This is a genomic window from Corynebacterium sp. c24Ua_83, assembly GCF_039907245.1.
GTDB lineage: Bacteria > Actinomycetota > Actinomycetes > Mycobacteriales > Mycobacteriaceae > Corynebacterium.
On sequence record NZ_JASBOI010000015.1, the window covers coordinates 1 to 22,133 of the forward strand.

The 22,133-nt window shown below is 65.1% G+C and carries 23 protein-coding genes and 1 pseudogene; 20 read left to right on the forward strand and 4 right to left on the reverse strand.

Annotated elements, in window-relative coordinates:
• The 5 genes and pseudogenes from QKE30_RS08640 to QKE30_RS08660 all read left to right on the forward strand — a co-directional run.
• Nucleotides 1-196, forward strand: a pseudogene (locus tag QKE30_RS08640) (HNH endonuclease); the annotation flags it as partial.
• Between the two features lie 59 nt (nucleotides 197-255).
• A complete protein-coding gene (locus tag QKE30_RS08645; protein WP_347934598.1) occupies nucleotides 256-1,191 on the forward strand; it encodes an ABC transporter ATP-binding protein in 936 nt (311 codons plus the stop codon).
• A 35-nt stretch (nucleotides 1,192-1,226) separates the two neighbouring features.
• Nucleotides 1,227-1,967, forward strand: coding sequence for an ABC transporter permease (locus QKE30_RS08650; RefSeq protein WP_347934599.1), 741 nt, complete (start codon nucleotides 1,227-1,229; stop codon nucleotides 1,965-1,967).
• Between the two features lie 20 nt (nucleotides 1,968-1,987).
• Nucleotides 1,988-2,920, forward strand: coding sequence for an ATP-binding cassette domain-containing protein (locus tag QKE30_RS08655; protein WP_239199331.1), 933 nt, complete (start codon nucleotides 1,988-1,990; stop codon nucleotides 2,918-2,920).
• Nucleotides 2,920-3,654 (forward strand): ABC transporter permease subunit, encoded by a 735-nt coding sequence (locus QKE30_RS08660; protein WP_239199334.1) that lies wholly within the window; start codon nucleotides 2,920-2,922, stop codon nucleotides 3,652-3,654. Before QKE30_RS08655 ends, QKE30_RS08660 begins: the two co-directional genes overlap by 1 nt.
• On the opposite strand, the gene QKE30_RS08665 is transcribed toward QKE30_RS08660, so the two are convergent.
• Complete coding sequence (locus tag QKE30_RS08665; protein WP_347934600.1) at nucleotides 3,647-4,228, reverse strand: TIGR03089 family protein; 582 nt, start codon at nucleotides 4,226-4,228, stop codon at nucleotides 3,647-3,649. The two genes, QKE30_RS08660 and QKE30_RS08665, sit on opposite strands and share 8 nt — an antisense overlap.
• Nucleotides 4,228-5,922, reverse strand: coding sequence for an LCP family protein (locus QKE30_RS08670; protein ID WP_347934601.1), 1,695 nt, complete (start codon nucleotides 5,920-5,922; stop codon nucleotides 4,228-4,230). The genes QKE30_RS08665 and QKE30_RS08670 overlap by 1 nt, the downstream gene beginning before the upstream one ends.
• A gap of 47 nt (nucleotides 5,923-5,969) precedes the next feature.
• On the opposite strand from QKE30_RS08670, the gene QKE30_RS08675 reads away from it, so the two are divergent.
• The 4 genes from QKE30_RS08675 to QKE30_RS08690 all read left to right on the forward strand — a co-directional run bounded on the left by QKE30_RS08675 (nucleotide 5,970) and on the right by QKE30_RS08690 (nucleotide 9,496).
• A complete protein-coding gene (locus tag QKE30_RS08675) occupies nucleotides 5,970-6,794 on the forward strand; it encodes a sugar nucleotide-binding protein (RefSeq protein WP_347934602.1) in 825 nt (274 codons plus the stop codon).
• An 11-nt stretch (nucleotides 6,795-6,805) separates the two neighbouring features.
• The gene (locus tag QKE30_RS08680; protein WP_347934603.1) at nucleotides 6,806-7,675 is read left to right on the forward strand and encodes a glycosyltransferase family 2 protein; all 870 of its coding nucleotides are present in this window, start codon (nucleotides 6,806-6,808) and stop codon (nucleotides 7,673-7,675) included.
• A gap of 75 nt (nucleotides 7,676-7,750) precedes the next feature.
• Entirely contained in the window at nucleotides 7,751-8,833 is a 1,083-nt protein-coding gene (locus QKE30_RS08685) for an NDP-sugar synthase (RefSeq protein ID WP_347934604.1), read from the forward strand.
• Nucleotides 8,834-9,130: 297 nt separating this feature from the next.
• Nucleotides 9,131-9,496, forward strand: coding sequence for a WhiB family transcriptional regulator (locus QKE30_RS08690; protein ID WP_034971252.1), 366 nt, complete (start codon nucleotides 9,131-9,133; stop codon nucleotides 9,494-9,496).
• Here the strand turns inward: QKE30_RS08690 and QKE30_RS08695 are convergent, their stop codons facing one another.
• The gene (locus QKE30_RS08695; protein WP_347934605.1) at nucleotides 9,497-9,949 is read right to left on the reverse strand and encodes a metallopeptidase family protein; all 453 of its coding nucleotides are present in this window, start codon (nucleotides 9,947-9,949) and stop codon (nucleotides 9,497-9,499) included.
• A gap of 82 nt (nucleotides 9,950-10,031) precedes the next feature.
• Between QKE30_RS08695 and QKE30_RS08700 the strand changes: the two genes are divergently transcribed.
• The 3 genes from QKE30_RS08700 to manA are packed head-to-tail and all read left to right on the forward strand — an operon-like array spanning nucleotide 10,032 to nucleotide 12,928.
• The gene (locus QKE30_RS08700) at nucleotides 10,032-10,445 is read left to right on the forward strand and encodes a DUF3499 domain-containing protein (RefSeq protein ID WP_239199352.1); all 414 of its coding nucleotides are present in this window, start codon (nucleotides 10,032-10,034) and stop codon (nucleotides 10,443-10,445) included.
• Nucleotides 10,446-10,459: 14 nt separating this feature from the next.
• A complete protein-coding gene (locus QKE30_RS08705; RefSeq protein ID WP_347934606.1) occupies nucleotides 10,460-11,836 on the forward strand; it encodes a phosphomannomutase/phosphoglucomutase in 1,377 nt (458 codons plus the stop codon).
• Nucleotides 11,837-11,845: 9 nt separating this feature from the next.
• Nucleotides 11,846-12,928, forward strand: a complete 1,083-nt coding sequence (gene manA, locus QKE30_RS08710; protein ID WP_347934607.1) for a mannose-6-phosphate isomerase, class I — start codon at nucleotides 11,846-11,848, stop codon at nucleotides 12,926-12,928.
• On the opposite strand, the gene QKE30_RS08715 is transcribed toward manA, so the two are convergent.
• Nucleotides 12,906-13,730 (reverse strand): hypothetical protein, encoded by an 825-nt coding sequence (locus QKE30_RS08715; RefSeq protein ID WP_297666428.1) that lies wholly within the window; start codon nucleotides 13,728-13,730, stop codon nucleotides 12,906-12,908. The two genes, manA and QKE30_RS08715, sit on opposite strands and share 23 nt — an antisense overlap.
• Before the next feature lie 140 nt (nucleotides 13,731-13,870).
• Between QKE30_RS08715 and QKE30_RS08720 the strand changes: the two genes are divergently transcribed.
• The 8 genes from QKE30_RS08720 to raiA all read left to right on the forward strand — a co-directional run bounded on the left by QKE30_RS08720 (nucleotide 13,871) and on the right by raiA (nucleotide 22,116).
• On the forward strand, nucleotides 13,871-14,251 hold the full coding sequence (locus QKE30_RS08720) for a DUF4259 domain-containing protein (protein WP_297666427.1): 381 nt from the start codon (nucleotides 13,871-13,873) through the stop codon (nucleotides 14,249-14,251).
• A gap of 78 nt (nucleotides 14,252-14,329) precedes the next feature.
• Entirely contained in the window at nucleotides 14,330-15,769 is a 1,440-nt protein-coding gene (gene ahcY, locus QKE30_RS08725) for an adenosylhomocysteinase (protein ID WP_347934608.1), read from the forward strand.
• Between the two features lie 2 nt (nucleotides 15,770-15,771).
• Nucleotides 15,772-16,422 carry a dTMP kinase gene (locus tag QKE30_RS08730; protein ID WP_297666426.1) on the forward strand — a complete coding sequence of 217 codons (651 nt, stop codon included), beginning with the start codon at nucleotides 15,772-15,774 and terminating at the stop codon, nucleotides 16,420-16,422.
• A gap of 5 nt (nucleotides 16,423-16,427) precedes the next feature.
• The gene (gene mtrA / locus QKE30_RS08735; protein WP_155271074.1) at nucleotides 16,428-17,105 is read left to right on the forward strand and encodes an MtrAB system response regulator MtrA; all 678 of its coding nucleotides are present in this window, start codon (nucleotides 16,428-16,430) and stop codon (nucleotides 17,103-17,105) included.
• Nucleotides 17,106-17,111: 6 nt separating this feature from the next.
• Nucleotides 17,112-18,860 (forward strand): MtrAB system histidine kinase MtrB, encoded by a 1,749-nt coding sequence (gene mtrB / locus QKE30_RS08740; protein WP_347934609.1) that lies wholly within the window; start codon nucleotides 17,112-17,114, stop codon nucleotides 18,858-18,860.
• Nucleotides 18,853-20,604 (forward strand): MtrAB system accessory lipoprotein LpqB, encoded by a 1,752-nt coding sequence (gene lpqB / locus QKE30_RS08745; protein ID WP_347934610.1) that lies wholly within the window; start codon nucleotides 18,853-18,855, stop codon nucleotides 20,602-20,604. The genes mtrB and lpqB overlap by 8 nt, the downstream gene beginning before the upstream one ends.
• Before the next feature lie 11 nt (nucleotides 20,605-20,615).
• The gene (locus QKE30_RS08750) at nucleotides 20,616-21,293 is read left to right on the forward strand and encodes a ComF family protein (protein WP_347934611.1); all 678 of its coding nucleotides are present in this window, start codon (nucleotides 20,616-20,618) and stop codon (nucleotides 21,291-21,293) included.
• A gap of 130 nt (nucleotides 21,294-21,423) precedes the next feature.
• Nucleotides 21,424-22,116 (forward strand): ribosome-associated translation inhibitor RaiA, encoded by a 693-nt coding sequence (gene raiA, locus QKE30_RS08755; protein WP_297666422.1) that lies wholly within the window; start codon nucleotides 21,424-21,426, stop codon nucleotides 22,114-22,116.
• Nucleotides 22,117-22,133: the final 17 nt, after the last annotated feature.

A 22,133-nucleotide genomic window follows, 5' to 3' on the forward strand; every position in this document is an offset into this window, starting at 1 on the left:
TGGCAGCTGGGACGTCGCCCTGCACCCCAACGGGCACGAGGTGTGGACCTCCCACGGCGACGGGCACAGTGTGATCACCGAGGCCGAGGGGCCGCTGGGGCGGGAGACCTTCGCCCAGCGCAACGTCCGCAAAACCAAGGCGCTGGCCGAGTACCACCAGGCGATCGAAGAGCAGGAGGGCGGGCCGTCATACTGAGGTAGGACACGCAAGATCAACCCCTCGTCCGATGTGGGAACACCACCCCGGGCGGCAGCATGGGAACCATGATCATTGTAGAAAACCTCACCAAGAGGTACGGCAAGAAAACAGTAGTCAACGACCTTTCATTCACCATCCCGGACGGGCAGGTGACCGGCTTCCTCGGGCCAAACGGCGCGGGCAAGTCCACCACCATGCGCTGCATGCTCGGCCTCGACAAGCCGAACGCCGGCAAGGTGACCTTCAGCGGCAAGGGATACGCCGGCGATTTCGCAGGCCTGGATAACAAGTCCAGCATCGCCGGCGCAGTCCTGGACGCCGCCTGGTTCACCCCGGCCCGCAGCGGCCGCAACCACCTGCGCGTCATCGCGAAGGGTGCGGGCATCTCCGACAAGCGCGTGGACGAATGCCTCGACATGGTGGGCCTCACCAGCGCGGGCAAGAAGAAGGTCGGCGGCTACTCCCTCGGCATGAAGCAGCGCCTCGGCCTGGCCGCCGCCCTCCTTGGCAACCCGCAGCACCTGATTCTCGACGAGCCGGTCAACGGCCTCGACCCGGAGGGTGTGTCCTGGATGCGTCGCACCATCCGCCAACTCGCCGACGACGGGCGCGGCCTGCTGGTTAGCTCCCACCTGCTCAGCGAGATGCAGCAAACTGCCGACCGCCTCGTACTGATCGGCCAGGGCAAGCTCATCGGCGAGCAGACCCTAGACGAGTTCCTCGCCGGTGGCGCCCACGTGGAGGTCGAGTGCAAGGAAGCGGTCCTGCTGGCAGACAGCCTGCGCAGCCGCGGCTTCCAGGTCGATCTGGATCGCGAGCGGACGCTGCGTGTGGGCGTCAACAACATTCCAGAACACGAGGTGCGCGCAGCGATCGCGGCAACGGCGCTGGAGGAAAAGTTCGCGGTGACCAAGCTCGCGACTACCGCAGACAACCTGGAACAGCGCTTCCTCGCCGCGACGGCGGGGCAGCAGGAATACCGCAGCAACTAGGCCTGCACCGACCTCACACAGAAAAGAGACAAACCATGCTCAAAGCAATCTCCTCCGAAACTACGAAGCTGCTAAGCCTCCGCAGCACCTGGATCTACGTGATCCTGTTCACGGGGTCGCTCTACGGCCCGACCACTCTCTACATGCTGTTCAACGACTCCCCGCGACTCGACGGTGGCTGGCCTGACCTGCTTTTCGGCGGGATGATCTTCCTGATGATCGCCATCATTTTCGGCGCCTCGACGACCGGCGGCGACATCAGTAACCACATGACGGCCCACGCCTTCCTCACCCAGAAGAACAGAAGCTCCTGGTTGCTGGCCCGCGCGCTGGTGGCGGCGGTGTTCGTGGAGCTGAACTACATCCTCGGCGTGGCGCTCAGCTGGGCGGTGTTCAATGTATTCCCGGCCGGGCACTTCACTGGCGAAGATCAGCTGCTGCTGTGGGGATACGCGGTGGGCGCCCCCGCTTTCGCCGTGATGGCCGTCGGCATCGCCGCACTGCTGCGCAACCGCGTGGGTGCCATCGCGCTGCCGCTGGTGTGGATGCTGGTGGTCGAGGGGCTGCTGTACAGCGCTGGCGACAGCATCCCTTTCCTGAAGACCCTGTACCACCTGTCCCCGGGCAGCCGCGTGCAGGACATGCAGACCTGGATCTACGCCCAGGACCACACCGACATGGTCAGCCCCGGCTTCGGCTTCGCGGTGATGGTCGCCTGGATGGTCGCACTGCTGGTGCTGGGGCTATACAGCAACAAGACCCGAGACGTGAAATAGGTTTCAGTTAGACTGGCGTCATGATCGCAGTAAAAGAATTAACGAAAAAGTATGGGTCCACGGAGGTTCTCCATGGACTCACTTTTTCTGTCCCAGACGGGCAGGTCACGGGCTTCTTGGGCCCCAACGGTTCCGGCAAATCCTCAACGATGCGCTGCATCCTGGGGCTCGACACGATAGGCAAGGGCGAGGTTACCTTCGACGGCCAGCCCCTTAGCGCCTACCGCGCCCAGCGCCCGCACATTGCCGGCGCGCTGCTAGAACCCACCTGGTACATGCCCGGTCACTCCGCCAGGGCGCACATTCGCTCCATCGCGCAGGCCGCCGGGATCTCGCAGTCCCGCGCCGACGAGTGCCTGGAGCTGGTGGGCCTTGCCGGGGTGCAAAAGCGCAAGATCAAGAAGTTCTCCCTCGGCATGAAGCAGCGCCTGGGCCTGGCCGTGGCTCTGCTGGGCGACCCGAAGCACCTGATTCTCGACGAGCCGGTCAACGGCCTCGACCCGGAGGGCGTGCACTGGATGCGCGAGCTCATCCGCCGCAGCGCCTCCGAGGGCCGCGCCGTGCTGGTCAGTTCCCACCTGCTGCACGAGATGGAGCTCACCGCCGACCGCCTGGTTGTCATCGGCAAGGGCTCCCTCATCGGCGAATACACGATGGACGAGTTCCTGCGCACGGGCGCCCAGCCCGCCATCCGGATGCGCGTGGCCGATCCCGATTCTTTTGTGGACGCCACCTCGCGCGTCGATGGCATCAACCTCACACGGCGCCCCGACGGATCCCTGGAGTTCGCCTCCGAGGCCCCCGACTTGGACCGGCGCCTCGGCGAACTGGCGCGCGATACCGGCGCGGTGGTGCTGGAAATGACCCCGCAGCGCGCGGGCCTGGAGCAGAAGTTCCTGGACGCGACCGGGCAGGCAGTGGAGTACAGGACTCAAGACAGGAGGGGCCAGTAATGCTAGGAATCATCCGCAGCGAATGGACGCGCTCGCGCGTCATGTGGGGCACCTGGATCATGCTGGGCTTCGTCCTGCTGTTCTATATCGGTGCCAACGCGCTGACTCTGAGCTACTACCGGTCCGAATACGGGATGAACGAGCCGGAGGTGGGCCTGACGGAGCTGGGCGTGGGCCTCATGCCGGCCTACCTGATGATCCTGTCGCTGTCCGCCGTGCGGGTCAGCGGTACGCGCGGGCACAACCTGCACGCGCAGTCCTTCCTGGTGATCCCCGCCCGCTGGCAGCAGCTGTTCGCGCAGATGTTCGTCAACGCAGCCCTGGCGATGGTGACCATGGCCGTGGCGGTGGGAGTCTCGGTGGCGATGATGGCGACCCTGCCGCAGGAGATCAACACCGACCAGCTGCCGCTGCTGGGCTACACGATCCTGTTCGCCGGGCTGATCAGCCTGATGGCCTCGGCGATCGGCGTGTTGATTCCCTCCACGGCCGGCGCGGTGGCGCTGCCGCTGGTGTGGGCGACCGCGGTGGAGCTGATCTCCCAGCAGCTCAGCCAATGGATCGCCGACAACATCGCGCCCTACCTGCCGTTCAACAACATTTGGATGATCCTGGGCGGCAACGTCTCCATCGGCGGGCACGACACCCCCGTTAGTGTGGCCATCGTCTGCGCCTGGACGGTGGTGCTGGTGGCCTGGGCCTTCTTCGTCCACCAGCGCAAGGACGTTAAATAGTCGCGTTCTCCGCCGCTGCGATCTCGGCCGTGGGCTCGGTGGCCATCACCACCGACCCGCCGTCGCGCAGCGGCTTTAGTGTATCCAGCATCGACTGGGTATCGGTCCACGCGGGCACCAGCACCCGCGGACCTTCTGGGGCGGGGGCGGCCGCCGGGCCGGGGTAATCATCGGGCTGCACGCGCAGCTCGGGGGAGAAGTCGTTCACGCCGAAGGGCAGCTCGCCGCCGGACTCCTCCACGCCACGACCGAAAGGATCGTCGGAGAGCACGTAAACCTCACCCGAGTGGGTCTCCGCCAGAGCTAGGTCGTCGGTAAAAAGCACGTCGCAAGAGTCGGCGTCAACAATAGAAACACCAGTCCGCCAGCAACCCAGAACGATCATGAGCGGCTGCCAACCAGGGGCGCAGGCGATCCCGACCGATGCCGGGGCGAGCGAATCCAGCAGGTGGGCGGCCTTCGATTGCCAGTTGTGCAGGGTCTGGGCGGACAGCTCCATGCGGCCGGCGGGGGTGTAGGTGGTCAGGCGCGGGCTGGCCGGGTCCTGGGCTACGAGCGGGGCGATAATATCCATTAGTTCACACACATCGGACCGTCGCCGCCGGCGTCGATCGGATCCTTTCGGTCGATGCCCTCGCCGGAGCCCGGCGTGCCGACGGAGGCGGGCTTGTCAGAGTCGGAACCAGAGCCAGAGCCAGTAGTGTCGGTGCCGGTCTGGGCTGCGGAGGTGTCCTCGTCCGGGATGCCGTCGCCGTCGAGGTCCTTGATGCCCTTGGTGAGCGTGCCGACGTTCGGGTCGTCCGGCTTGGTCAGCGGGGCGGACTGCTCCAGGATGCCCGGGCCGGCGTAGGTGCCGGACAGCGTGACGGAGAGCTCGTGTTCGTCCAGGGAGGAATCCTCCACCACGTTCAGCCCGCCCAGCTGCTTCGCCAGCGCGCGAGCCGCCGGATCGTCGGGGTTCTTGGCGTTCACCTGGGACTCGGAAATGCCCGTCTCGGCGTGGTTGCCGACCTTGCCCGCCTTGTAGCCGTAGTCTTTCGCCAGGTCCGACACTCGGGCGGCGAGACCGGGCGCCTCGGAGGCGTTAAAGACGTTGACCTTGTAGTCCTTGGCCTTGTAGTCGGTGATGTCGGCGGGCTTGTCGGAGGAAGTGCTTTCCTCGCCCGGCTTGTCGCCCAGCAGGTCCTCGAAGAACTCGTGGACCTGGTCGTTATCCACCGTCACGACGGATTCGCCGTAGTCGCCCGTGCCGTCGATGCTGGTCACGGGGATGGTCTGGAAGCTCACGTCGCCGCCGGCCATGTTCTGCATCTGCGTGGCCAGGCCCATCACGTCCCAGCCACTGTCCAGCACCACGGAGCGCTGCACCGCGTCGTTGAGCTTGGACATGCTGCCCGGATCCGTCAGTGTCTTGGAGGAAAGCACCTTGTTGGCCAGGCTTGCCATGTAGGCCTGCTGGCGGGTGATGCGATCCAGGTCGCCGCGCGGCAGTTCGTGGCGCTGGCGGACGAAGCTCAGCGCATCCTGGCCGTTGAGGGTCTGGCGGCCCTTCTTGAACTTCGCGCCGGACAGTGGCTCGTCGACCTTGTTCTTCAGGCACACGTCCACGCCGCCGACCGCGTCGGTGAGCAGCACGAAGCCCAGCAGGCCGACCTCCGCGTAGTGGTCGACGTTGATGCCGGTGAGGTCCGCCACCGAGCTGATGAGCGCCTGGCGGCCCGCTTCGGTCGACTTGTGGTCGATGTCGGACTCGCTGTAGTCGCTGTTCTTCGCCAGCTCCTGGGACTTCTCGAACTTGGCGGTGCCATACACGCCGTTGAGCTTCATGTTGCCGTTGTCAGGGGTGCTGACGTACGTGTCGCGGGGCAGCGACACCGCGGTCGCCGAAGAGCCATCGTTCGGGATGCGGATGAGAATCATCGTGTCCGTGTTCGTGGCTTCTTCGTCGCCCGCACGGAGCATGTCGATTTCCTTCTGGGACAGCGGTTTGCCCTTCGCATCCGTACGGGAATCCACGCCCACCAGCAGAATGTCGGTCGCTCCATCCGGCTGGTTGCCGAGGTTCAGGTTGTCCGCCTGGGCCAGCCCACCGTTCAAGTTGCCGACCGCCATGTAGCCGATACCCATCACGACCAGCGCGAGTGCCGAGACCGCAGCCAGCACCCCGCGCGACCAGCCGGGGCCGATCTGCTTGGCTTCTACGCCACCGGGGGCTGCCTGGATACGCCGTGAATGGCGGCTTCTCTGATGCCCTGTCTGCTCTGTCATTATTCACACTTTAGCGGCAAAGATGCCGCTGGTGTAGTACTGATTTTATGAGTGTTTTGGTTTTCGGAGCTTCCGGTCAGGTAGGCCGGGCCCTGCTGCGTCTCCGCCCCGACTTTGTGCCGGTAGGGCGTGCGCACGCGGACCTCGCCGTTGCGGGATCTGTGGATTCTTTCTTATTGACGCCGCCGTCTGACGTGGAAGCCATCGTCAACCTCGCTGCATTCACAGCCGTGGACGCTGCCGAGAAGCCTGAGAACGCGGGCGTGGTGCACCAAGTAAATGCGGTAGCCCCGGGGAGGATGGCCTCCTGGGCCGAGGTGCACGGGGTGCCGATGTGGCACGTCTCCACTGACTACGTTTTCTCCGGAAATCTGCCGGTGGGCTGCGAAAATCCGGTTGACGGTCAGCCCGGCCCGCTGAACGCCTACGGGCGCAGCAAGCTGGAGGGGGAGCGGCGAGTGCTGAACCTCGGCGGGCACGTGGTCCGCACGGGCTGGGTTTACGACGCGACTAGGCGCAACTTCGCCACCACCATGGCGCGCCTGGCGCGGGCGGGCGTGAATCCCTCGGTAGTGGACGACCAGTACGGCCGGCCCACCCACGCCGACGTGCTGGCAGCGGAGCTGGCGGCGATGGTGGACGGGCGGCAGTCTCCGGCGATCAGCCACGTGACTGGTTCCGGGCCGCTGACCACATGGTGCGGCTTCGCCCGCGAGATCTTCGCCACACTGGGGTGCGATCCGGCACGGGTGAAGGCCATTCCGAGCAGCGAGTATCCCACTCCCGCGCGCCGGCCCCGCAACAGTGCCCTGCAGATTCCGGCGACCGGCCTGCCCGCGTGGCGGGATAGTTTGCGGGCTGCCCTGGGGTAACCTCAACGGCCATGACAGAGGCACCCATCGCGATTATCACCGTGACCTATTCACCGGGGGAGTACCTAAACAAGTTCCTGGACTCGGTGCCAACTAACGCGCGGGTCGTCATGGTGGACAACGGTTCTACGGACGGAGCTCCCGAGGCGGCTGCGGAGGCCGGGCGCGCGGAGTTGATCTACAGCGGGGGCAACGTCGGCTACGGGGCCGGCATGAACCTCGGCTCCCGGCATCTGCGCGCGGCCCGCGAAGCCGGAGAGATCAACCCGGACTACCTGGTGATCTCCAACCCGGACGTCGTGTTTAGCGAAGACGCGATCGAGAAACTATTGGAGGCGGCGCGGCGTCACCCTCGTGCAGGAGCGCTGGGCCCCCGCATCGTAGAGGCAGACGGCAGCGCCTACCCGTCCGCCCGCGCGGTGCCGCAACTCGGCTCCGGCATCGGGCATGCGCTGCTGGGCAAGATCTGGCCGACCAATCCCTGGACCAAGCGCTACCTGGACGACGAAGACATGGACAGCGAGCGGACCGCAGGCTGGCTGAGTGGCTCCTGCCTGCTGCTGCGCTGGGATGCCTTCGAGGCCCTGGGCGGGTTCGACGAGCGCTACTTCATGTACATGGAAGACGTGGACCTGGGCGACCGGCTGGGGCGCGCGGGTTGGCTGAATGTTTTCGTTCCGAGCGCGGAGATCCGGCACGCCAAGGGGCACGTGGCGGGCAAACACCCGGACGTGGTGCTGAAGGCCCACCACGACAGCGCCTACCGCTTCCAGGCGGATCGGCTGCCGGGGTGGCGCTACCTTCCGGTGCGCATGGTGCTGAAGGCCGGGCTGAAGATCCGCGAGAAGATTGCAATTGCGGCAGCGCACGGCGTGGGTTGAACGCCACGGCAAAAACAGTGACTAGTGTGTGAAAACCAATAGTAAAAAGCAGTAAGGAACAGAAAGGCCAAAGAAGTGGTAGATCTCGCAGCCACGACCGACGCAGTGATCCTGGTCGGAGGCAAGGGCACCCGACTGCGCCCCCTGACTAACTCCATCCCGAAGCCGATGCTGCCGGTGGCCGGTGCACCATTCCTGGAGCACCTGCTGGCTCGCATCAAGGCCGCCGGGATGACGCACGTGGTGCTCGGCACATCGTTCAAGGCCGAGGTCTTCGAAGAGCACTTCGGCGACGGCAGCCACCTGGGCCTGGAAATCGAGTACGTGGTGGAGGAGGAGCCGCTGGGCACCGGCGGCGGTATCCGCAACGTGCTGGACCACCTGCGCTACGACCGCGCGATGGTTTTCAACGGCGACGTGCTGGGCGGGACGGATCTGAATGCCGTGTTGAAGACCCACGTGGAGCAGGAGGCCGACGTGACGCTGCACCTGCTGCGCGTCTCCGACCCCCGCGCCTTCGGCTGCGTGCCGACGGACGCCGAAGGCCGCGTGAGCGCGTTCCTGGAGAAGACGGAGGATCCGCCGACGGACCAGATCAACGCCGGCAGCTACGTGTTCAACCGCTCCGTGATCGAGAAGATCCCCGCCGGCCGCCCGGTGAGCGTGGAGCGCGAGATCTTCCCGGCCCTGCTGGAATCCGGAGCCCGCGTGTTCGGCCACGTGGACCAGTCTTATTGGCGCGACATGGGCACGCCGGCGGACTTTGTGCGCGGGTCCTCGGACCTGGTGCGCGGCATTGCCCCCTCGCCGCTGCTTGCCGGACGCCACGGGGAGAGCCTGGTGGACGAGTCCAGCGCCATCGCCGGGGGTGCACTGCTGCTGGGCGGCACCGTGATCGGCCGCGGCGTGGAGATCGGCGGCGGGGCGCGCGTGGAGGAATCCGTGGTCTTCGATGGCGTGCAGATCGAGGCGGGCGCGACTGTGGAGCGCTGCGTGATCGCCGCCGGCGTGCGCATCGGTGCGCGGGCGCACCTGGTGGACTGCGTGATCGGAGAGGGGGCCGTCATCGGTGCCCGCTGCGAGCTGCGCGACGGCCTGCGCGTGTGGCCGGGAGTGAGTTTGCCGGACGGTGGCGTGCGCTTTTCCTCCGACATCTAGCGTTTTTCGCCGTCCGAGGAAAAATTTAGACAAATTTCACTACATCTAGTGTGTCCTGAACTAAAGGTTCAGGAAAATGTCCATATGTTGTGGTTTTAGGTAGCGTTCCGTGCATACGTTGTGGTTGCGTTAGAGCCTATTTTCTCAGGAGGCTGTGGCTGTAGGGGCGCTAGTGACTGATGTGACTGAAGTGGTTTGAGGGAATTTCCCAAAGCTTGACGCGGTGTAATTACCAGTGTGTAATCTTCAGTAGACCAACAAAGTCAGGCATCAGATACATCAGATGAGGAGACCTCCGTGGACAAGTCAGTAGACACCGCCCTTCGTGGCCACTTTGCTGACGGTTCCTCGGCGGTAGAGCAGGAGGCGAACGTGGACAATGAAGCTCGCCAGAAGAACCTCTTTGATCTGACGCAGGACTTCGATCTGCTTTTCGATGCCGTGGAGCAGGACTGGCAAGAGCAGGCGCTGTGCGCGCAAACCGACCCGGAGGCGTTCTTCCCGGAGAAGGGTGGCTCCACCCGCGAGGCCAAGCGCATCTGCCAGGCCTGCGGCGTGCGCGACGAGTGCCTGGAATATGCATTGGAGCACGACGAGCGCTTCGGTATCTGGGGCGGGCTCTCCGAGCGCGAGCGTCGTCGCCTGAAGAAGCGAATCGGCTAGCTAAAGCCGGGGGTCGATCTGAGTGGGGGAAACGTTCAGGTAGCAGGCCACCAGGCGCACAATGATCATCTGCAGAATGTCCTGCAGCTCCCGCGCGGAAGCCGCGCGAGACTCCACCGGACGGCGGAAAATAATGATGCGCGGCCGGGTAGGGGTGCCCGTGTTGTCCACGCCGGCGGTGACCAGCCGGCCCAGCGGAACCTGACCATCGGCGACCACATCCTCCGGCCACTGCCGGTAACCCGTGCTTAGCCGCATGCGCGGCACGACATCGACGGCGACATCGAGGCTGGACAGTTCGGCGTCAAAACGCTCCAAAATAGGTTCGAACGCATCCAGAACCGCATCGTCAAAGCGCTCCGAACGCGACTTATTCCGCGGCACCTCCGGCAGCAAGATGCCCCGGATGCCCCTGCCGCGGGGATCCTGCCTCATGCGCGCGTCCTGCTTCATAGGAACACATCTTAACCGCGCTGCGGCGACATGCCACGAGGGCACGCTCGAAAGCCAGGGTAAAAGGGCTACACTAATGCGCGTGACTTTTATCCGACAATGCTCTCGCCCCGGCTGCGGCAAGCCTGCCGTCGCCACGCTGGAGTTCAACTATGCAGAGCAGCTGGCCATCGTGGGGCCGCTGAGCGTTAGCGGAAACCCTCACAGGTGGGATCTGTGCGAAAGCCACGCCCGCCGCACCACTGTGCCGCAGGGCTGGACGTTGGAGTTCGCCGACGAACCCGCGGCCACCGAAGCTGACGAAGAAGACTTGATGGCGCTGGCCGAGGCCGTGCAGCAGGCCGCCGAGCACGAGAAGCAGGAGCAGGCGCAACCCGCCCCCCGGCTCTACCGGCGCTCGGAGATCCCCGAAGCCACGCCGCACCATCCATCCATGAAGAACCTGCCCCGGTCCACGCCGCGCCGCCACCTGCGCGCGGTCCGCGACCAGCACTAGCGAAAGGAAACCCCATGGCTACCCATTCCCCCAAAGACGTAGCAGCGGCCATCAAGGCCTATGACGTCCGTGGAGTTGTCGGCGAGGGCGCCGGATTCCTCAACGAGGAGTTCGTGCGCGACGTGGCTGCCTCCTTCGCCCGCCTGATGCGCGAAGAGGGCGCGGAGACGATCGTCATCGGCCACGACATGCGCGACAGCTCCCCGAGCCTGGCCGCCGCCTTCGCGGAAGGCGTGAACGCGCAGGGGTTGGACACCATCACCCTGGGACTCACCAGCACCGACGAGCTATACTACGCCAGCGGCGTGAAGGAATGCCCGGGCGCCATGTTCACCGCCTCCCACAACCCGGCGAAGTATAACGGCATCAAGCTCTGCCGCGCCGGCGCCCGCCCGGTGGGGCAGGATTCCGGCCTGGACCGCATCTCGAACGAATTGGTCGAGGGCATCCCCGCCTACGACGGCGAGCCCGGCACCAATACCACCGAGGACGTGCTGGAAGGCTACGCCGAATACCTGAACAACCTGGTGCCGCTGAACATCCACCCCCTGAAGGTCGCGGTGGACGCGGGCAACGGCATGGGCGGGCTGACCGTTCCCGCCGTGCTGAAGCAGGACTCGCTGGAGATCTTCGACCTCTACTTCGAGCTCGACGGCAACTTCCCGAACCACGAGGCCAATCCGCTGGATCCGAAGAACCTGGTGGATCTGCAGAAGTTCACCGTGGACAAGGGCGCGGACCTCGGCATCGCCTTCGACGGCGACGCAGACCGCTGCTTCATCGTGGACGAGCTGGGCGAGGCCGTTTCTCCCTCCACCATCTGCGCCATGATCGCCGAGCGCTACCTGGACGAGCAGCCGGGCGCGACGATCATCCACAACCTGATCACCTCCAAGTCCGTACGCGAACTGGTGGAGGCCAAGGGCGGCAAGCCGGCGCGCACCCGCGTGGGCCACTCCTTCATCAAGGCGCAGATGGCCAAGGAAGGCGCTGTCTTCGGCGGCGAGCACTCCGCGCACTACTACTTCAGCGACTTCTTCAACGCGGACTCCGGCATGCTGGCCGCCCTGCACGTGCTGGCGACCCTCGGCGGGCAGGACAAGCCGCTCTCCGAGCTGAAGCGGGCCTACGAGACCTACCGTGCCTCCGGGGAGATCAACTCCGAGGTGGCCGACCAGGCGGGACGCACCGAGGCCGTGGTGGAGGCCTTCGCCGACCGCACCGCATCCGTCGACCGGCTGGACGGCGTGACCATCGAGCTGCAGGACGGCTCGTGGCTGAACGTGAGGGCGTCAAACACCGAACCGCTGCTGCGCCTCAACGTCGAGGCGCGCGACGACGAGGGAGTGCAGGCCATCGTCGACGAAGCTCTCGCCGTGATCCGGGCTTAGGAGGCACATATGCGCCGCATCGAAGGTGCTGTCCAGAACTACGCCTGGGGGTCGCACGAGTCGCTGGCGAAGCTGCAGGGGCGGCCTACGCCCACCGAAAAGCCCGAGGCCGAGCTGTGGTTCGGCGCGCACCCGGGCGCTCCCGGGCCGCTGCTGGACCTGATTACCGCCGATCCCGAAGGCCAGCTGGGGCAGGGGCGAAAAAGCCTGCCGTTCCTGCTGAAGCTGCTGGCCGCCGAACGCGCGCTGAGCATCCAGGTGCATCCGACGAAGGCGCAGGCCGAGGTGGGGTTCGCCGCCGATGAGGCCGCGGGGATCGCCCGCGACGCCTTCGAGCGCAACTACAAGGACGACAACCACAAGCCCGAGCTGCTGGTGGCTCTGGGCGAGTTCGAGGCGATGGCGGGCTTCCGGCCCGTTACCCGCACCGCCGAGCTGCTGGATAGGCTGGCCCTCCCCGAGCTGGATTTCCTGCGCGGTGATCTGCGCGGTGCGGTCGAGCGCGCGCTGCACATGCCGGCGGGGGATCTTCCGGAGATTATTGACGCCCTCACGCGGCGCTGCCGAGAGCTCGCGGCCAACGCGGACGATTGGATGGGCGAGGTGGCGGACCTGGTGCTGCGCCTGGAGCAGCAGTACCCGAACGACCGGGGCGTGCTGTTCGCGCTGCTGCTCAACCGCGTGGTGCTGCAGGAAGGCGAAGCGCTATACCTGGATGCGGGACAGCTGCACGCCTACGTGCGCGGCACCGGAGTGGAGATAATGGCGAACTCGGACAACGTGCTGCGCTGTGGCTTGACCCCGAAGCACATCGACGTCGAAGAACTACTGAGCGTGGTGCGTTGGGAGGAACTCGCGGATCCGCGGCTGCAGGCCGATGCGGAAGGGGTGTACCACACCCCGGCGGAGGAATTCAGCTTGCGCAGAGTGGACGGAGAGGCCGAGGTCGCCGGACCGGCGATCGTGCTGGCTGTCGGGGGAACCGTGGAGTGCGGGGAGCTGCGCGTGGACAGTGGCTCCGCCGCGTGGGTGCCCGCAGGCGAGGAAGCGCGCGTGAGCGGGAAGGCCTTTATCGCTCGTCCCGGGGCTTAGGCTGCGGTCCCGCCGTGGTATCGGTGGGCTTGCCCGCTTCCTTGGGGGCGCCATGCTCGTCATTCTCGTCAGTCCCGCGCTGCGGCCCTGCGGGCTTTGTCGAGTCGGAAGGCTCCAGGGGGTTGTCTCCCGGCGGGAAAGGTATATCCCCGCTGCCGTGCGTGCCGTCACCGGGCTCGGTAATAGGGCCAGGCTTAGTGGTGCCGGACTGAGTAGCATCAGGCTGAGTCGTGCCGGGCTGGGGAGTGCCTGGCTGTTCTGCCTGAGAAGCGCCCGGCAGAGCCGACGAGATCTGCGGGGTGGGCTGGGTCGATGGGCGCTGGTTTGGAGCCTGCGGCTGCTGCGCCTGCCCGGGGGATTCCATGCCTTCCGCAACGATGGTCTCGGACGGCTGCGAGCCGTTATTCTGCTGGCCATTCCAGGCGTTGGGTGGCAGGTAGGGATCCTGGCCCAGCGGGGCGACGTTGCTGAAGTTCGACCCGTTCCCGGACTGCGGGGCGCGGGTGGAGTAGGCGGGAGGATCCGGCTGCGAGGTCGGCTCATCGGAGACCACATCGTGATTCTGGGAGGCCGCTCCCGTGCTGATGGCGACGGTCGACTCCTCTGCCGAATTGCGCTTCGGGGAGGTGGCCTCCGAACCCGACTGCCAGGTCCAGACGCCGATGATGCCGGCCAGGACTAAGCCGACGATGGCGATGCCACTGATGGCGCGGGGAACCGGGGAGTGCTGCTCACCGGTCTCGTAGATGACGGCGGTGCCCTTCTCTTCGGCTTCCTCGGTGCCATGGTCTTCTGTGGCCATCTGGCTCACCTCCTTTTCGGCAAAGATCACAATTTGGTTAAGGCACCCCAGAGCCTAGCAGGGATACAGGGCTTTGACCAGAGTTATTGGGCGTGTAAACGCGCTACAGTCGGTAATTGAGCGACAGAAAGGGCAGCACCATGAGTAACTGGGACGAATTCATCTTCTCGCAGGAAGACAATGTGGACTTCCTGGACGAACTGGCCGACCTGGACGGCCCCGAGGTGGCTGGGGCTCTCGTGGACGCCGTGAACCTGGCTTTGCGTGAGGAACAATCCGGTTCGGTAGACTACTCCATCGGCCTGTGCGCTGCCACGGTCGCAGCCATCTGGGGTGGTGCGCCCTTCAGCACGGCGACTGTGGCTGACGAACACCCCTTTATCCGCGCCCACATCGGCGAATGCCCGACCAACCTGCAGGAAATTTCGCTGCAGCTGCTGGACGGGGAAATGGAACGGCGCGAGGGCGAGGAAGACCTGGAAGCCGAGGGGCTGGAAACCTTTGTCGAGGCCTTGAGCTAGTGCGCGAGCGCCAGAACGCGAGATAGTAGACTGTCTGAAAGCTATACCGTGAGAATTTACCGAGGAGTCACCCCACCCATGGAGTTTAAAGTCAAGGATCTCTCGCTGGCAGAGGTCGGCCGCCACCAGATCCGCCTGGCGGAATACGAGATGCCCGGGCTGATGCAGCTGCGTAGCGAATACGCAGAAAATCAGCCCCTGAAGGGCGCCCGTATCGCCGGCTCCATCCACATGACCGTGCAGACCGCCGTGCTCATCGAAACCCTGGTGGCCCTTGGCGCAGAGGTGCGCTGGGCATCCTGCAACATCTTCTCCACCCAAGACGAGGCGGCCGCGGCCATCGTCGTCGGCGACGGTACGCCGGAGGCTCCCGCCGGCGTGCCGGTGTTCGCCTGGAAGGGTGAGACCCTGGACGAGTACTGGTGGTGCCTGAAGCAGATCTTCACCTGGGGCGAAGGCGTGGAGGCCAACATGATCCTCGACGACGGTGGCGACGCGACCATGGCCGTCATCAAGGGCATGGAATTCGAAAACGCCGGCCTGGTCCCCGACGCGGAGGAGCAGGACGCAGACGAGTACAAGGCCTTCCTCGGAATGCTGCGTGAGACCTTGGCGGAGGACGGTAAGTTCTGGAGCCGGGCGTCAGAAAACATCAAGGGCGTAACCGAAGAAACGACGACGGGCGTGCACCGCCTGTACCACTTTGCGGAACAGGGTCTGCTGCCCTTCCCGGCGATGAACGTCAACGATGCGGTGACGAAGTCGAAGTTCGACAACCGCTACGGCACCCGCCACTCCCTGATCGACGGCATCAACCGCGCCACCGACATGCTGATCGGCGGCAAGTCGGTGCTTCTGTGCGGCTACGGTGACGTGGGCAAGGGCTGCGCCGAGGCGCTGGCGGGCCAGGGCGCGATCGTGAAGGTCACCGAGGTCGACCCGATCAACGCTCTGCAGGCTCTCATGGACGGCTTCGAGGTTGTGCAGGTAGAGGACTTTATTAGTGACGCCGACATTGTCATCACCGCAACGGGCAACCTTGGAATCATCACGTTTGAGCACATGCAGATGATGAAGAACCACGCGGTGCTCGGAAACATCGGCCACTTCGACAACGAGATCGATATGGCCAGCCTGCTGCACCGTGAGGACGTCAGCCGCGTGACTATCAAGCCGCAGGTGGACGAGTTCACCTTCCCGGGTGCCAACGGCGACCCGGTCTCCATCGTGGTGCTGAGCGAGGGGCGCCTGTTGAACCTGGGCAACGCCACCGGCCACCCGTCGTTCGTCATGTCCAATTCCTTCGCTGACCAGACGATCGCGCAGATCGAGCTGTACACGAAGTCCGACCAGTACGGTAATGACGTCTACCGCCTGCCGAAGATTCTGGACGAGATGGTTGCGCGCATCCACGTCGAGGCGCTCGGCGGAAAGCTGACGACGCTGACCAAGGAACAGGCTGAGTACATCGGCGTGGACGTTGCCGGCCCGTTCAAGCCGGAGCACTACCGCTACTAGACATGATCGTTAGCTTTGAAGGGGTCGACGGCGCGGGGAAGAATACCCTGGTCACGGCCGTAGAAAAGGAGTTGGTGGAACGCGAGGTGCCGGTGGCGCGCGTCGCGTTCCCGCGTTACGAGGAATCCCACCCGGCGATGCTGGCGCGAGAGGCGCTGCACGAGAACCTGGGTGACCTGATCGATTCCGTGCACGGCATGGCCACCCTGTTCGCCCTCGACCGCGCCGAGATCGGGGCGGAGCTGGCGGATTTCGACGCAGATGGTTATGTGATCCTGATCGACCGCTACACCGCCTCTAACGTGGCCTACTCCGCCGCGCGCGTCCACGGCGACGTGGCCGAGGTCGGCCAGTGGGTTAACCAACTGGAGCAAGAGAAGCTGGGAATCCCGGCACCCGACCTGCAGATCCTGGTGGACGTCGAGGCGGAGGTGGCCGGGCAGCGCGCCGAGTCGCGCGAGGCCCAGGACCAGTCGCGGGCACGGGATGCCTACGAGCGGGATAGCAGCCTGCAGGAACGCACCGTCCGTGCCTACCGTGCACTGGCGGAGCAGCAGTGGCTGAGCCCGTGGGTGACAGTCGACAGCACCGGAGACGATTACGAGGCCCGCGCGGCTAAGGTCGCGGACCTGCTGGAAGAAATGAGAGGATGACAACCGTGGAAACGAAGATTCTGGTGGTCGACGACGACCCGGCAATCGCGGAAATGCTCACCATCGTTCTGCAGGGTGAGGGCTTTCGCACCGTGGTCGTGGGCGACGGCGTAGAGGCCGTGAAGGCCGCGGAGGAACACAACCCGGACCTCATCCTGCTGGACGTCATGCTGCCCGGAATGAACGGCATTGACGTGTGCAAGGCGATCCGCGAAACCTCCACGGTGCCGATCGTCATGCTGACGGCACGCACCGACACCGTGGACGTGGTGCTGGGCCTGGAGTCCGGCGCCGACGACTACGTGCACAAGCCGTTCAAGCCGAAGGAGCTGGTGGCGCGAGTGCGGGCACGCCTGCGCCGTACCCCCGAGGAGGCCCCTGCGGAGACGATCGAGGTGGCAGACCTGAAGATCGACGTGCCCGGCCACCAGGTGATCCGCGATGGCCAAGAGATCGCGCTGACCCCGATCGAGTTTGACCTGCTGGTCACGCTGGCTTCCCGCCCGCGCCAGGTGTTCTCCCGTGAGGAGCTGCTGGAGCAGGTGTGGGGCTACCGTAAATCCAGCGATACGCGCCTAGTGAACGTTCACATTCAGCGCCTGCGTTCGAAGGTGGAGAAGGACCCGGACGACCCGAAGATCATCCAAACCGTCCGCGGGATCGGCTACAAGACCGGCGAATAGGTTCTCGTGGAGCAGGAACAAGCGAGGGAACAAGCGAGGGCCAAGAAACGCAAGCCAGCCCGCCAAGCACAACCGAAGGCCCCGGGTTTCCCGCAGAAGGTGCAGGGGAAGACGCTGGCCGCGGGTGCGACGTTCTGGTCCGTGCTGCGCGACTTCTTCCGCCGGCCGCGGGATACCTGGCTGCGGCTCATTAATTCGATCCGATTGCGCTGGCAACAGTCCATCCAGCTGCGAGTCATCGGTAGCGTGGTGGCCTCCAGTACTTTCGCATTCCTGCTCATTGGTTTCCTGCTGGTCGGTTTCCTGAGCCAGCAGCTGCTGGCCACCAAGTTCTCCGAGGCCGTGGACAGCATGGATCGGGCACGCACGGCAGTGGAAGAGCAGATCAGCGCCACCGACTCTTCCAACCCGGTGTCCGTGCGTCTGACTTCCGCAAGGGCGGTGCTGACGAACCGCTCGCCAGGGGTGGAGCAATCAAGCGCCCCGGTGTACGACTCGGTGCTCATCGCCTCCAACGCGAGTGATGCGGAAACGCGGATCCCGGACAACATCGACATTCCCGAAAACCTGCGTGAGTTTGTGCGCCAGGGGCAGGTGGCCTACCAGTATGCCCGCGTAGAAGGGGAAAACGGTAGCTACAAGGCGCTCATCATCGGCGGTCCCGTGTACTCCGACATTCCTGGTCTCGAGCTGTACCTGCTGGTTCCGTTGACCTCTGAAGAGGCCACGTTGAACCTCATGCGCGGCCTGCTTATGGCCGGCGGGATCGTCCTGATCATTCTGCTGTTGGTGATCGGTTGGGTGTTCTCCCAGCAGATTACCGGCCCAGTCCGTGCGGCCTCGAAGATCGCCGAGAAGCTGGCTGCAGGCCACTTGCACGAGAGGATGGTCGTCGACGGCCAAGATGAGGTCGCTAGGCTCGCCTATAGCTTCAACGACATGGCGGAAAAGCTCTCTACCCAGATTCGCAACCTGGAGGAGTTCGGCTCGTTGCAACGCCAGTTCACGTCGGACGTTTCCCACGAGCTGCGTACCCCGCTGACGACGGTGCGCATGGCGGCGGACATGATCGAGGACAACGCCGACGAACTCGACCCGCTGACCGCCCGTGCAGCTCACCTGATGACGAAGGAACTCGACCGCTTCGAGACACTCCTGGGCGACCTGCTGGAAATCTCACGGCACGACGCGGGCGTGGCGAACCTGTCCGCCGAGAAGGTCGACGTGCGTGGCGTGGTGCGCTCCGCCCTGCAGCAGGTGCGCGCCATCGCAGAGGAGGTCGGCACCGAGTTCAATGTGGATCTTCCGGAAGATCCCGTGGTTGTCGCCGTGGACTCGCGCCGCGTGGAGCGCATCCTGCGCAACCTCCTGGCCAACGCTGTCGACCACTCGGAAGGCAATCCGATCGAGGTGAAAATGGCCGTCGGCGAGGACTCGCTGGCAGTCGCCGTCACCGACCACGGAGTGGGGCTGAAGCCGGGCGAGGAGGAGATGGTCTTTAACCGCTTCTGGCGTTCCGACCCTTCGCGCGAGCGTCGCACGGGCGGCACCGGCTTGGGCCTGGCCATCGCCAAGGAGGATGCCAACCTGCACGGCGGCCGCCTCGAGGCCATCGGCGAGCCCGGCGTGGGCGCTTGTTTCCGGCTGACCCTCCCACTGGAGCAGGGCCGCACCGTAAAGACCGCGCCGCTGCCTTTGGCGATGGAGGCTGAGGGCGTCACTACCCAAGAACAAGAAGGGGGCGATGATGAGTAACAAGACCACAAAGGTCACGAAGGTCACAAAGGTCAAAAAGGTACTGTCCGCGGTGACCGGGCTGGGGCTGCTGGCGTCGTGCTCGACCCTGCCGGACGATACCAACCCCGAGGCGATCTCCAGCTACGCTCCGGCCCCCAGTGGGCAGGAGGCACCGACCCCGACCGATGGGCAGCCCTCCGACCTGCTGCTGCGCGATTTCTTCACCGCCAGCGCCCACCCGCTGCGCAACCACCAGGCGGCAAAGAGGTTCCTCACCGGCGGCATGCAGGGGCGGTGGCAGTCCGATGCGCCGACGATGGTGCTGGACCGGATCGACATTGCCTCCGACGGTCCGGGCGATGATTCGAAGATCACCTACCGCGTGCGAGGCAACATCGTTGGCACGCTGGGCGTGGGCGGAGTGTTCGACCCGCAGTACAGCGCGTTCGAGACCAGCTACGAGATGCAAAACGTCGACGGCCAGTGGCGCATCAGCAACCTGCCGAACGTCGTGGTGCTGGACCGACAGGACTTCGTGGGCACCTATCGCGCGCGCAACATCTACTTCCCGGACCTCAACGGCCGGGCGCTGGTGCCGGACCGCCGGTGGATCTATACCGGTCAGCAGTCCACCGCCGCCTCCCTGGTCTCGTTGCTGGTTGCGGGCCCGCAGGATCGTTTAAAGAAGGCGGTGCGAAACCTTATTCCTAAGGACGCCACCGCCCAAGTCTCCAAGGACGACGAGGGAGACCCCGCCGTACACTTCACCGGCCTGCAGGAGCTATCCGCTGATGCGCGCCGGCTGCTGGCGGCGCAGGTGGTGTGGACGCTGGCGGGATCCGAAGTCCGTGGACCCTATGAGCTCACGGCGGATGGCACACCCATGAGCGATGACATGCATGGCAAGTGGCTGGTGCAGGACCTTTCTCAATACGACCCGAACGTGCAGGTGCAGGCGCCGCTGCGAGCCGTCTCCGGTGGCGACATCTATCAGCAGGACGGGACGCGGGCGAAGAAACTGGAGGGATGGCTATCACAACAGTATGTCGAGTCCGTGGCGCTAAGCCCGCGGGACGAAATCTTCGCGGCCGTGACCGGGCGGGGCGATGCACCACGCCAACTGATGATCGGGGCGAAGGGGGATCAGCCGGTGAGCTCCGTGCAGGCGGATTCGCTGACTCGCCCGACCTGGGGCCTGGATGCCACATCGGCCTACGTAGTGGCCGATGGTGAGCGGATCACGGAGATCACTCGCGACCCGGAGACCGGCGCGGTGGGGGAGCGGCAGGTGGATAGCTCCACAATGAGAATGGTCGACGGGAACGAGAAGCGCATCAGCGTTTTCCGCGTATCGCACGACGGCGCCCGCGCTGTGATGATCGTGAACGGACGGGTGTACGTGGTGACATTGGAGACAACCGACGATGGCACGAAGCGGCTGGGTGCGCCGGTGGAGATCGGCCACGCCGTGGGGGATACCGCGGTCAGCGCCGACTGGTCAGATGACGGGTCCGTGCTAGTGGGCACGCGCGCCAACGATGCCCCGGTGTGGGACATCGAGGTTGACGGGTCTTACTCCCAGCAGATCACGGGCCGCAACCTTTCCGCCCCGGTGGTGTCGGTGGCCACGGACGGGAGCAAGATTTACGTCACGGACGCGAATGCGTTGATGCAGTTCGACATCACCTCCGAGGAGTCGCGCTTCTGGCGCGAAGTGCCGACCATGCAAGGAAAGCGGGCAACCCCGGTACTGGCCGACTAAGCTGAGTGCCCGTGGGGATTAAGGGGGATCTCGGTGCGCTCGCGGGGCTGGTGTGGCGGGCGGACTGCGTGTGCTGCGGGGCGGTGACCGGCGGGCAGCTGTGCGAGGCCTGCGGGCTCCAGCTGATGCAGCGTTGGCAGCGCTGGCAGCCGCGGGTGGCGGCAGTGCCGGTTTTCGCCGCCGGGGTGTACGGCGGCGCGCGGCGGATGCTGATCCTCAGCGCCAAGGAGCGGTTGCGCCCGGCGGCCATTGACGTGGCCGGCCGAGTACTGGCCGCCGGGATTCTGCACGTCAGCGGTCTGGGTTTGGTGCCGGACCCGCGGTTGGGGCGGGTGGTGCTGGTGCCCGCCCCAACCCGCAAATCGGCCGCGCGAAAGCGTGGTGGGGACATCGTTACCCGCTTCTGCCAGGCCGCCGCGGCGCTGTATCCCGGGGTGGAGGTGCATCCGGTGGCGTGGCTGAGCGAGGCGAGTGTGGACTCGGTGGGGCTGGACCGCCACCAACGGCGCGAAAACGTGGCCAGCAGCATCCGTTTCGACCCGGCGGCTATCGGGCGATTACGCGGGGTGGGGGAGGTCGTGATCGTGGATGACGTGTGCACTACGGGCGCGACAACAGCGCAGTTTGCGCTGGCTCTGACGGCGCGGGGAGTGCGGCCGCGATTGGCGCTGGTATTGGCTGGCGCATAGATCACATAAATAAGGGGTATATGCACAAGTGCAGCAACGGCGATAGGTAGACTAGGAATTGGAACGATCGCCGTTGGAAGGTGGGTAATCCGGCCCGATTCTGGCGGTGAATGACTTTGGAGGTTGAGCAATGTCGACCGGCAAAAACTCGTCCGACTTTGGCAACGAGGAACTTGCTGCACCCGAGGCAGGCGTAGAGATCACTGGGCGCAACGTTGAGGTGCCGGAGCACTTCGCAGACCGCGTCAAGGGCAAGCTCGCGAAGATCGAGCGTCTGGACCCGACCCTCACGTTCTTCCACGTGGAGCTGCAGCACGAGCCCAACCCGCGCCGTGGTGACCAGCAGGATCGCCTGCAGATCACCGCAACCGGCAAGGGCCACATCGCTCGCGCAGAGGCTAAGGAAGACTCCTTCTACGCTGCCCTCGAGGTCGCAATTGGCCGCATGGAGCGTTCCCTGCGCAAGGTGAAGGCGCGTCGCAAGATCGCCCGTTCCGGCCACCGCGCTCCGATGTCCATGGGCGAGGCAGCTGCCAGCCTGGTGGAAGAGGCACAGCCGCAGGCGGAGACCAAGCCGGAGGAGGTCGGCCCGTACGACGTCGACCCCTACGAGGATCAGTTCAAGCCCGGCCAGATCGTGCGTAAGAAGGTGCACAAGGCCGCTCCGATCAGCGTTGACCAGGCGCTGAGCGAGATGGAGCTCGTGGGCCATGACTTCTTCCTGTTCATCAACGAGGAGACCGGCCAGCCGTCCGTGGTGTACCGTCGCCATGCTTTCGACTACGGCCTGATCACCCTGGAAGAGAAGGACGCAGAGAAGTAACCCCTTTCTCTAATCCG

What these genes read in the sequence shown, in the direction of transcription:
- QKE30_RS08715 (WP_297666428.1), bottom strand. Translation starts at nt 13,730, where the DNA reads ATGGCCACAGAAGACCATGGCACCGAGGAAGCCGAAGAGAAGGGCACC.
- QKE30_RS08695 (WP_347934605.1), bottom strand. Translation starts at nt 9,949, where the DNA reads ATGAAGCAGGACGCGCGCATGAGGCAGGATCCCCGCGGCAGGGGCATC.
- lpqB (WP_347934610.1), top strand. Translation starts at nt 18,853, where the DNA reads ATGAGTAACAAGACCACAAAGGTCACGAAGGTCACAAAGGTCAAAAAG.
- QKE30_RS08645 (WP_347934598.1), top strand. Translation starts at nt 256, where the DNA reads ATGGGAACCATGATCATTGTAGAAAACCTCACCAAGAGGTACGGCAAG.
- QKE30_RS08720 (WP_297666427.1), top strand. Translation starts at nt 13,871, where the DNA reads ATGAGTAACTGGGACGAATTCATCTTCTCGCAGGAAGACAATGTGGAC.
- manA (WP_347934607.1), top strand. Translation starts at nt 11,846, where the DNA reads ATGCGCCGCATCGAAGGTGCTGTCCAGAACTACGCCTGGGGGTCGCAC.
- QKE30_RS08660 (WP_239199334.1), top strand. Translation starts at nt 2,920, where the DNA reads ATGCTAGGAATCATCCGCAGCGAATGGACGCGCTCGCGCGTCATGTGG.
- QKE30_RS08675 (WP_347934602.1), top strand. Translation starts at nt 5,970, where the DNA reads ATGAGTGTTTTGGTTTTCGGAGCTTCCGGTCAGGTAGGCCGGGCCCTG.
- ahcY (WP_347934608.1), top strand. Translation starts at nt 14,330, where the DNA reads ATGGAGTTTAAAGTCAAGGATCTCTCGCTGGCAGAGGTCGGCCGCCAC.
- QKE30_RS08665 (WP_347934600.1), bottom strand. Translation starts at nt 4,228, where the DNA reads ATGGATATTATCGCCCCGCTCGTAGCCCAGGACCCGGCCAGCCCGCGC.
- QKE30_RS08650 (WP_347934599.1), top strand. Translation starts at nt 1,227, where the DNA reads ATGCTCAAAGCAATCTCCTCCGAAACTACGAAGCTGCTAAGCCTCCGC.
- QKE30_RS08705 (WP_347934606.1), top strand. Translation starts at nt 10,460, where the DNA reads ATGGCTACCCATTCCCCCAAAGACGTAGCAGCGGCCATCAAGGCCTAT.
- QKE30_RS08680 (WP_347934603.1), top strand. Translation starts at nt 6,806, where the DNA reads ATGACAGAGGCACCCATCGCGATTATCACCGTGACCTATTCACCGGGG.
- QKE30_RS08730 (WP_297666426.1), top strand. Translation starts at nt 15,772, where the DNA reads ATGATCGTTAGCTTTGAAGGGGTCGACGGCGCGGGGAAGAATACCCTG.
- QKE30_RS08655 (WP_239199331.1), top strand. Translation starts at nt 1,988, where the DNA reads ATGATCGCAGTAAAAGAATTAACGAAAAAGTATGGGTCCACGGAGGTT.
- QKE30_RS08670 (WP_347934601.1), bottom strand. Translation starts at nt 5,922, where the DNA reads ATGACAGAGCAGACAGGGCATCAGAGAAGCCGCCATTCACGGCGTATC.
- raiA (WP_297666422.1), top strand. Translation starts at nt 21,424, where the DNA reads ATGTCGACCGGCAAAAACTCGTCCGACTTTGGCAACGAGGAACTTGCT.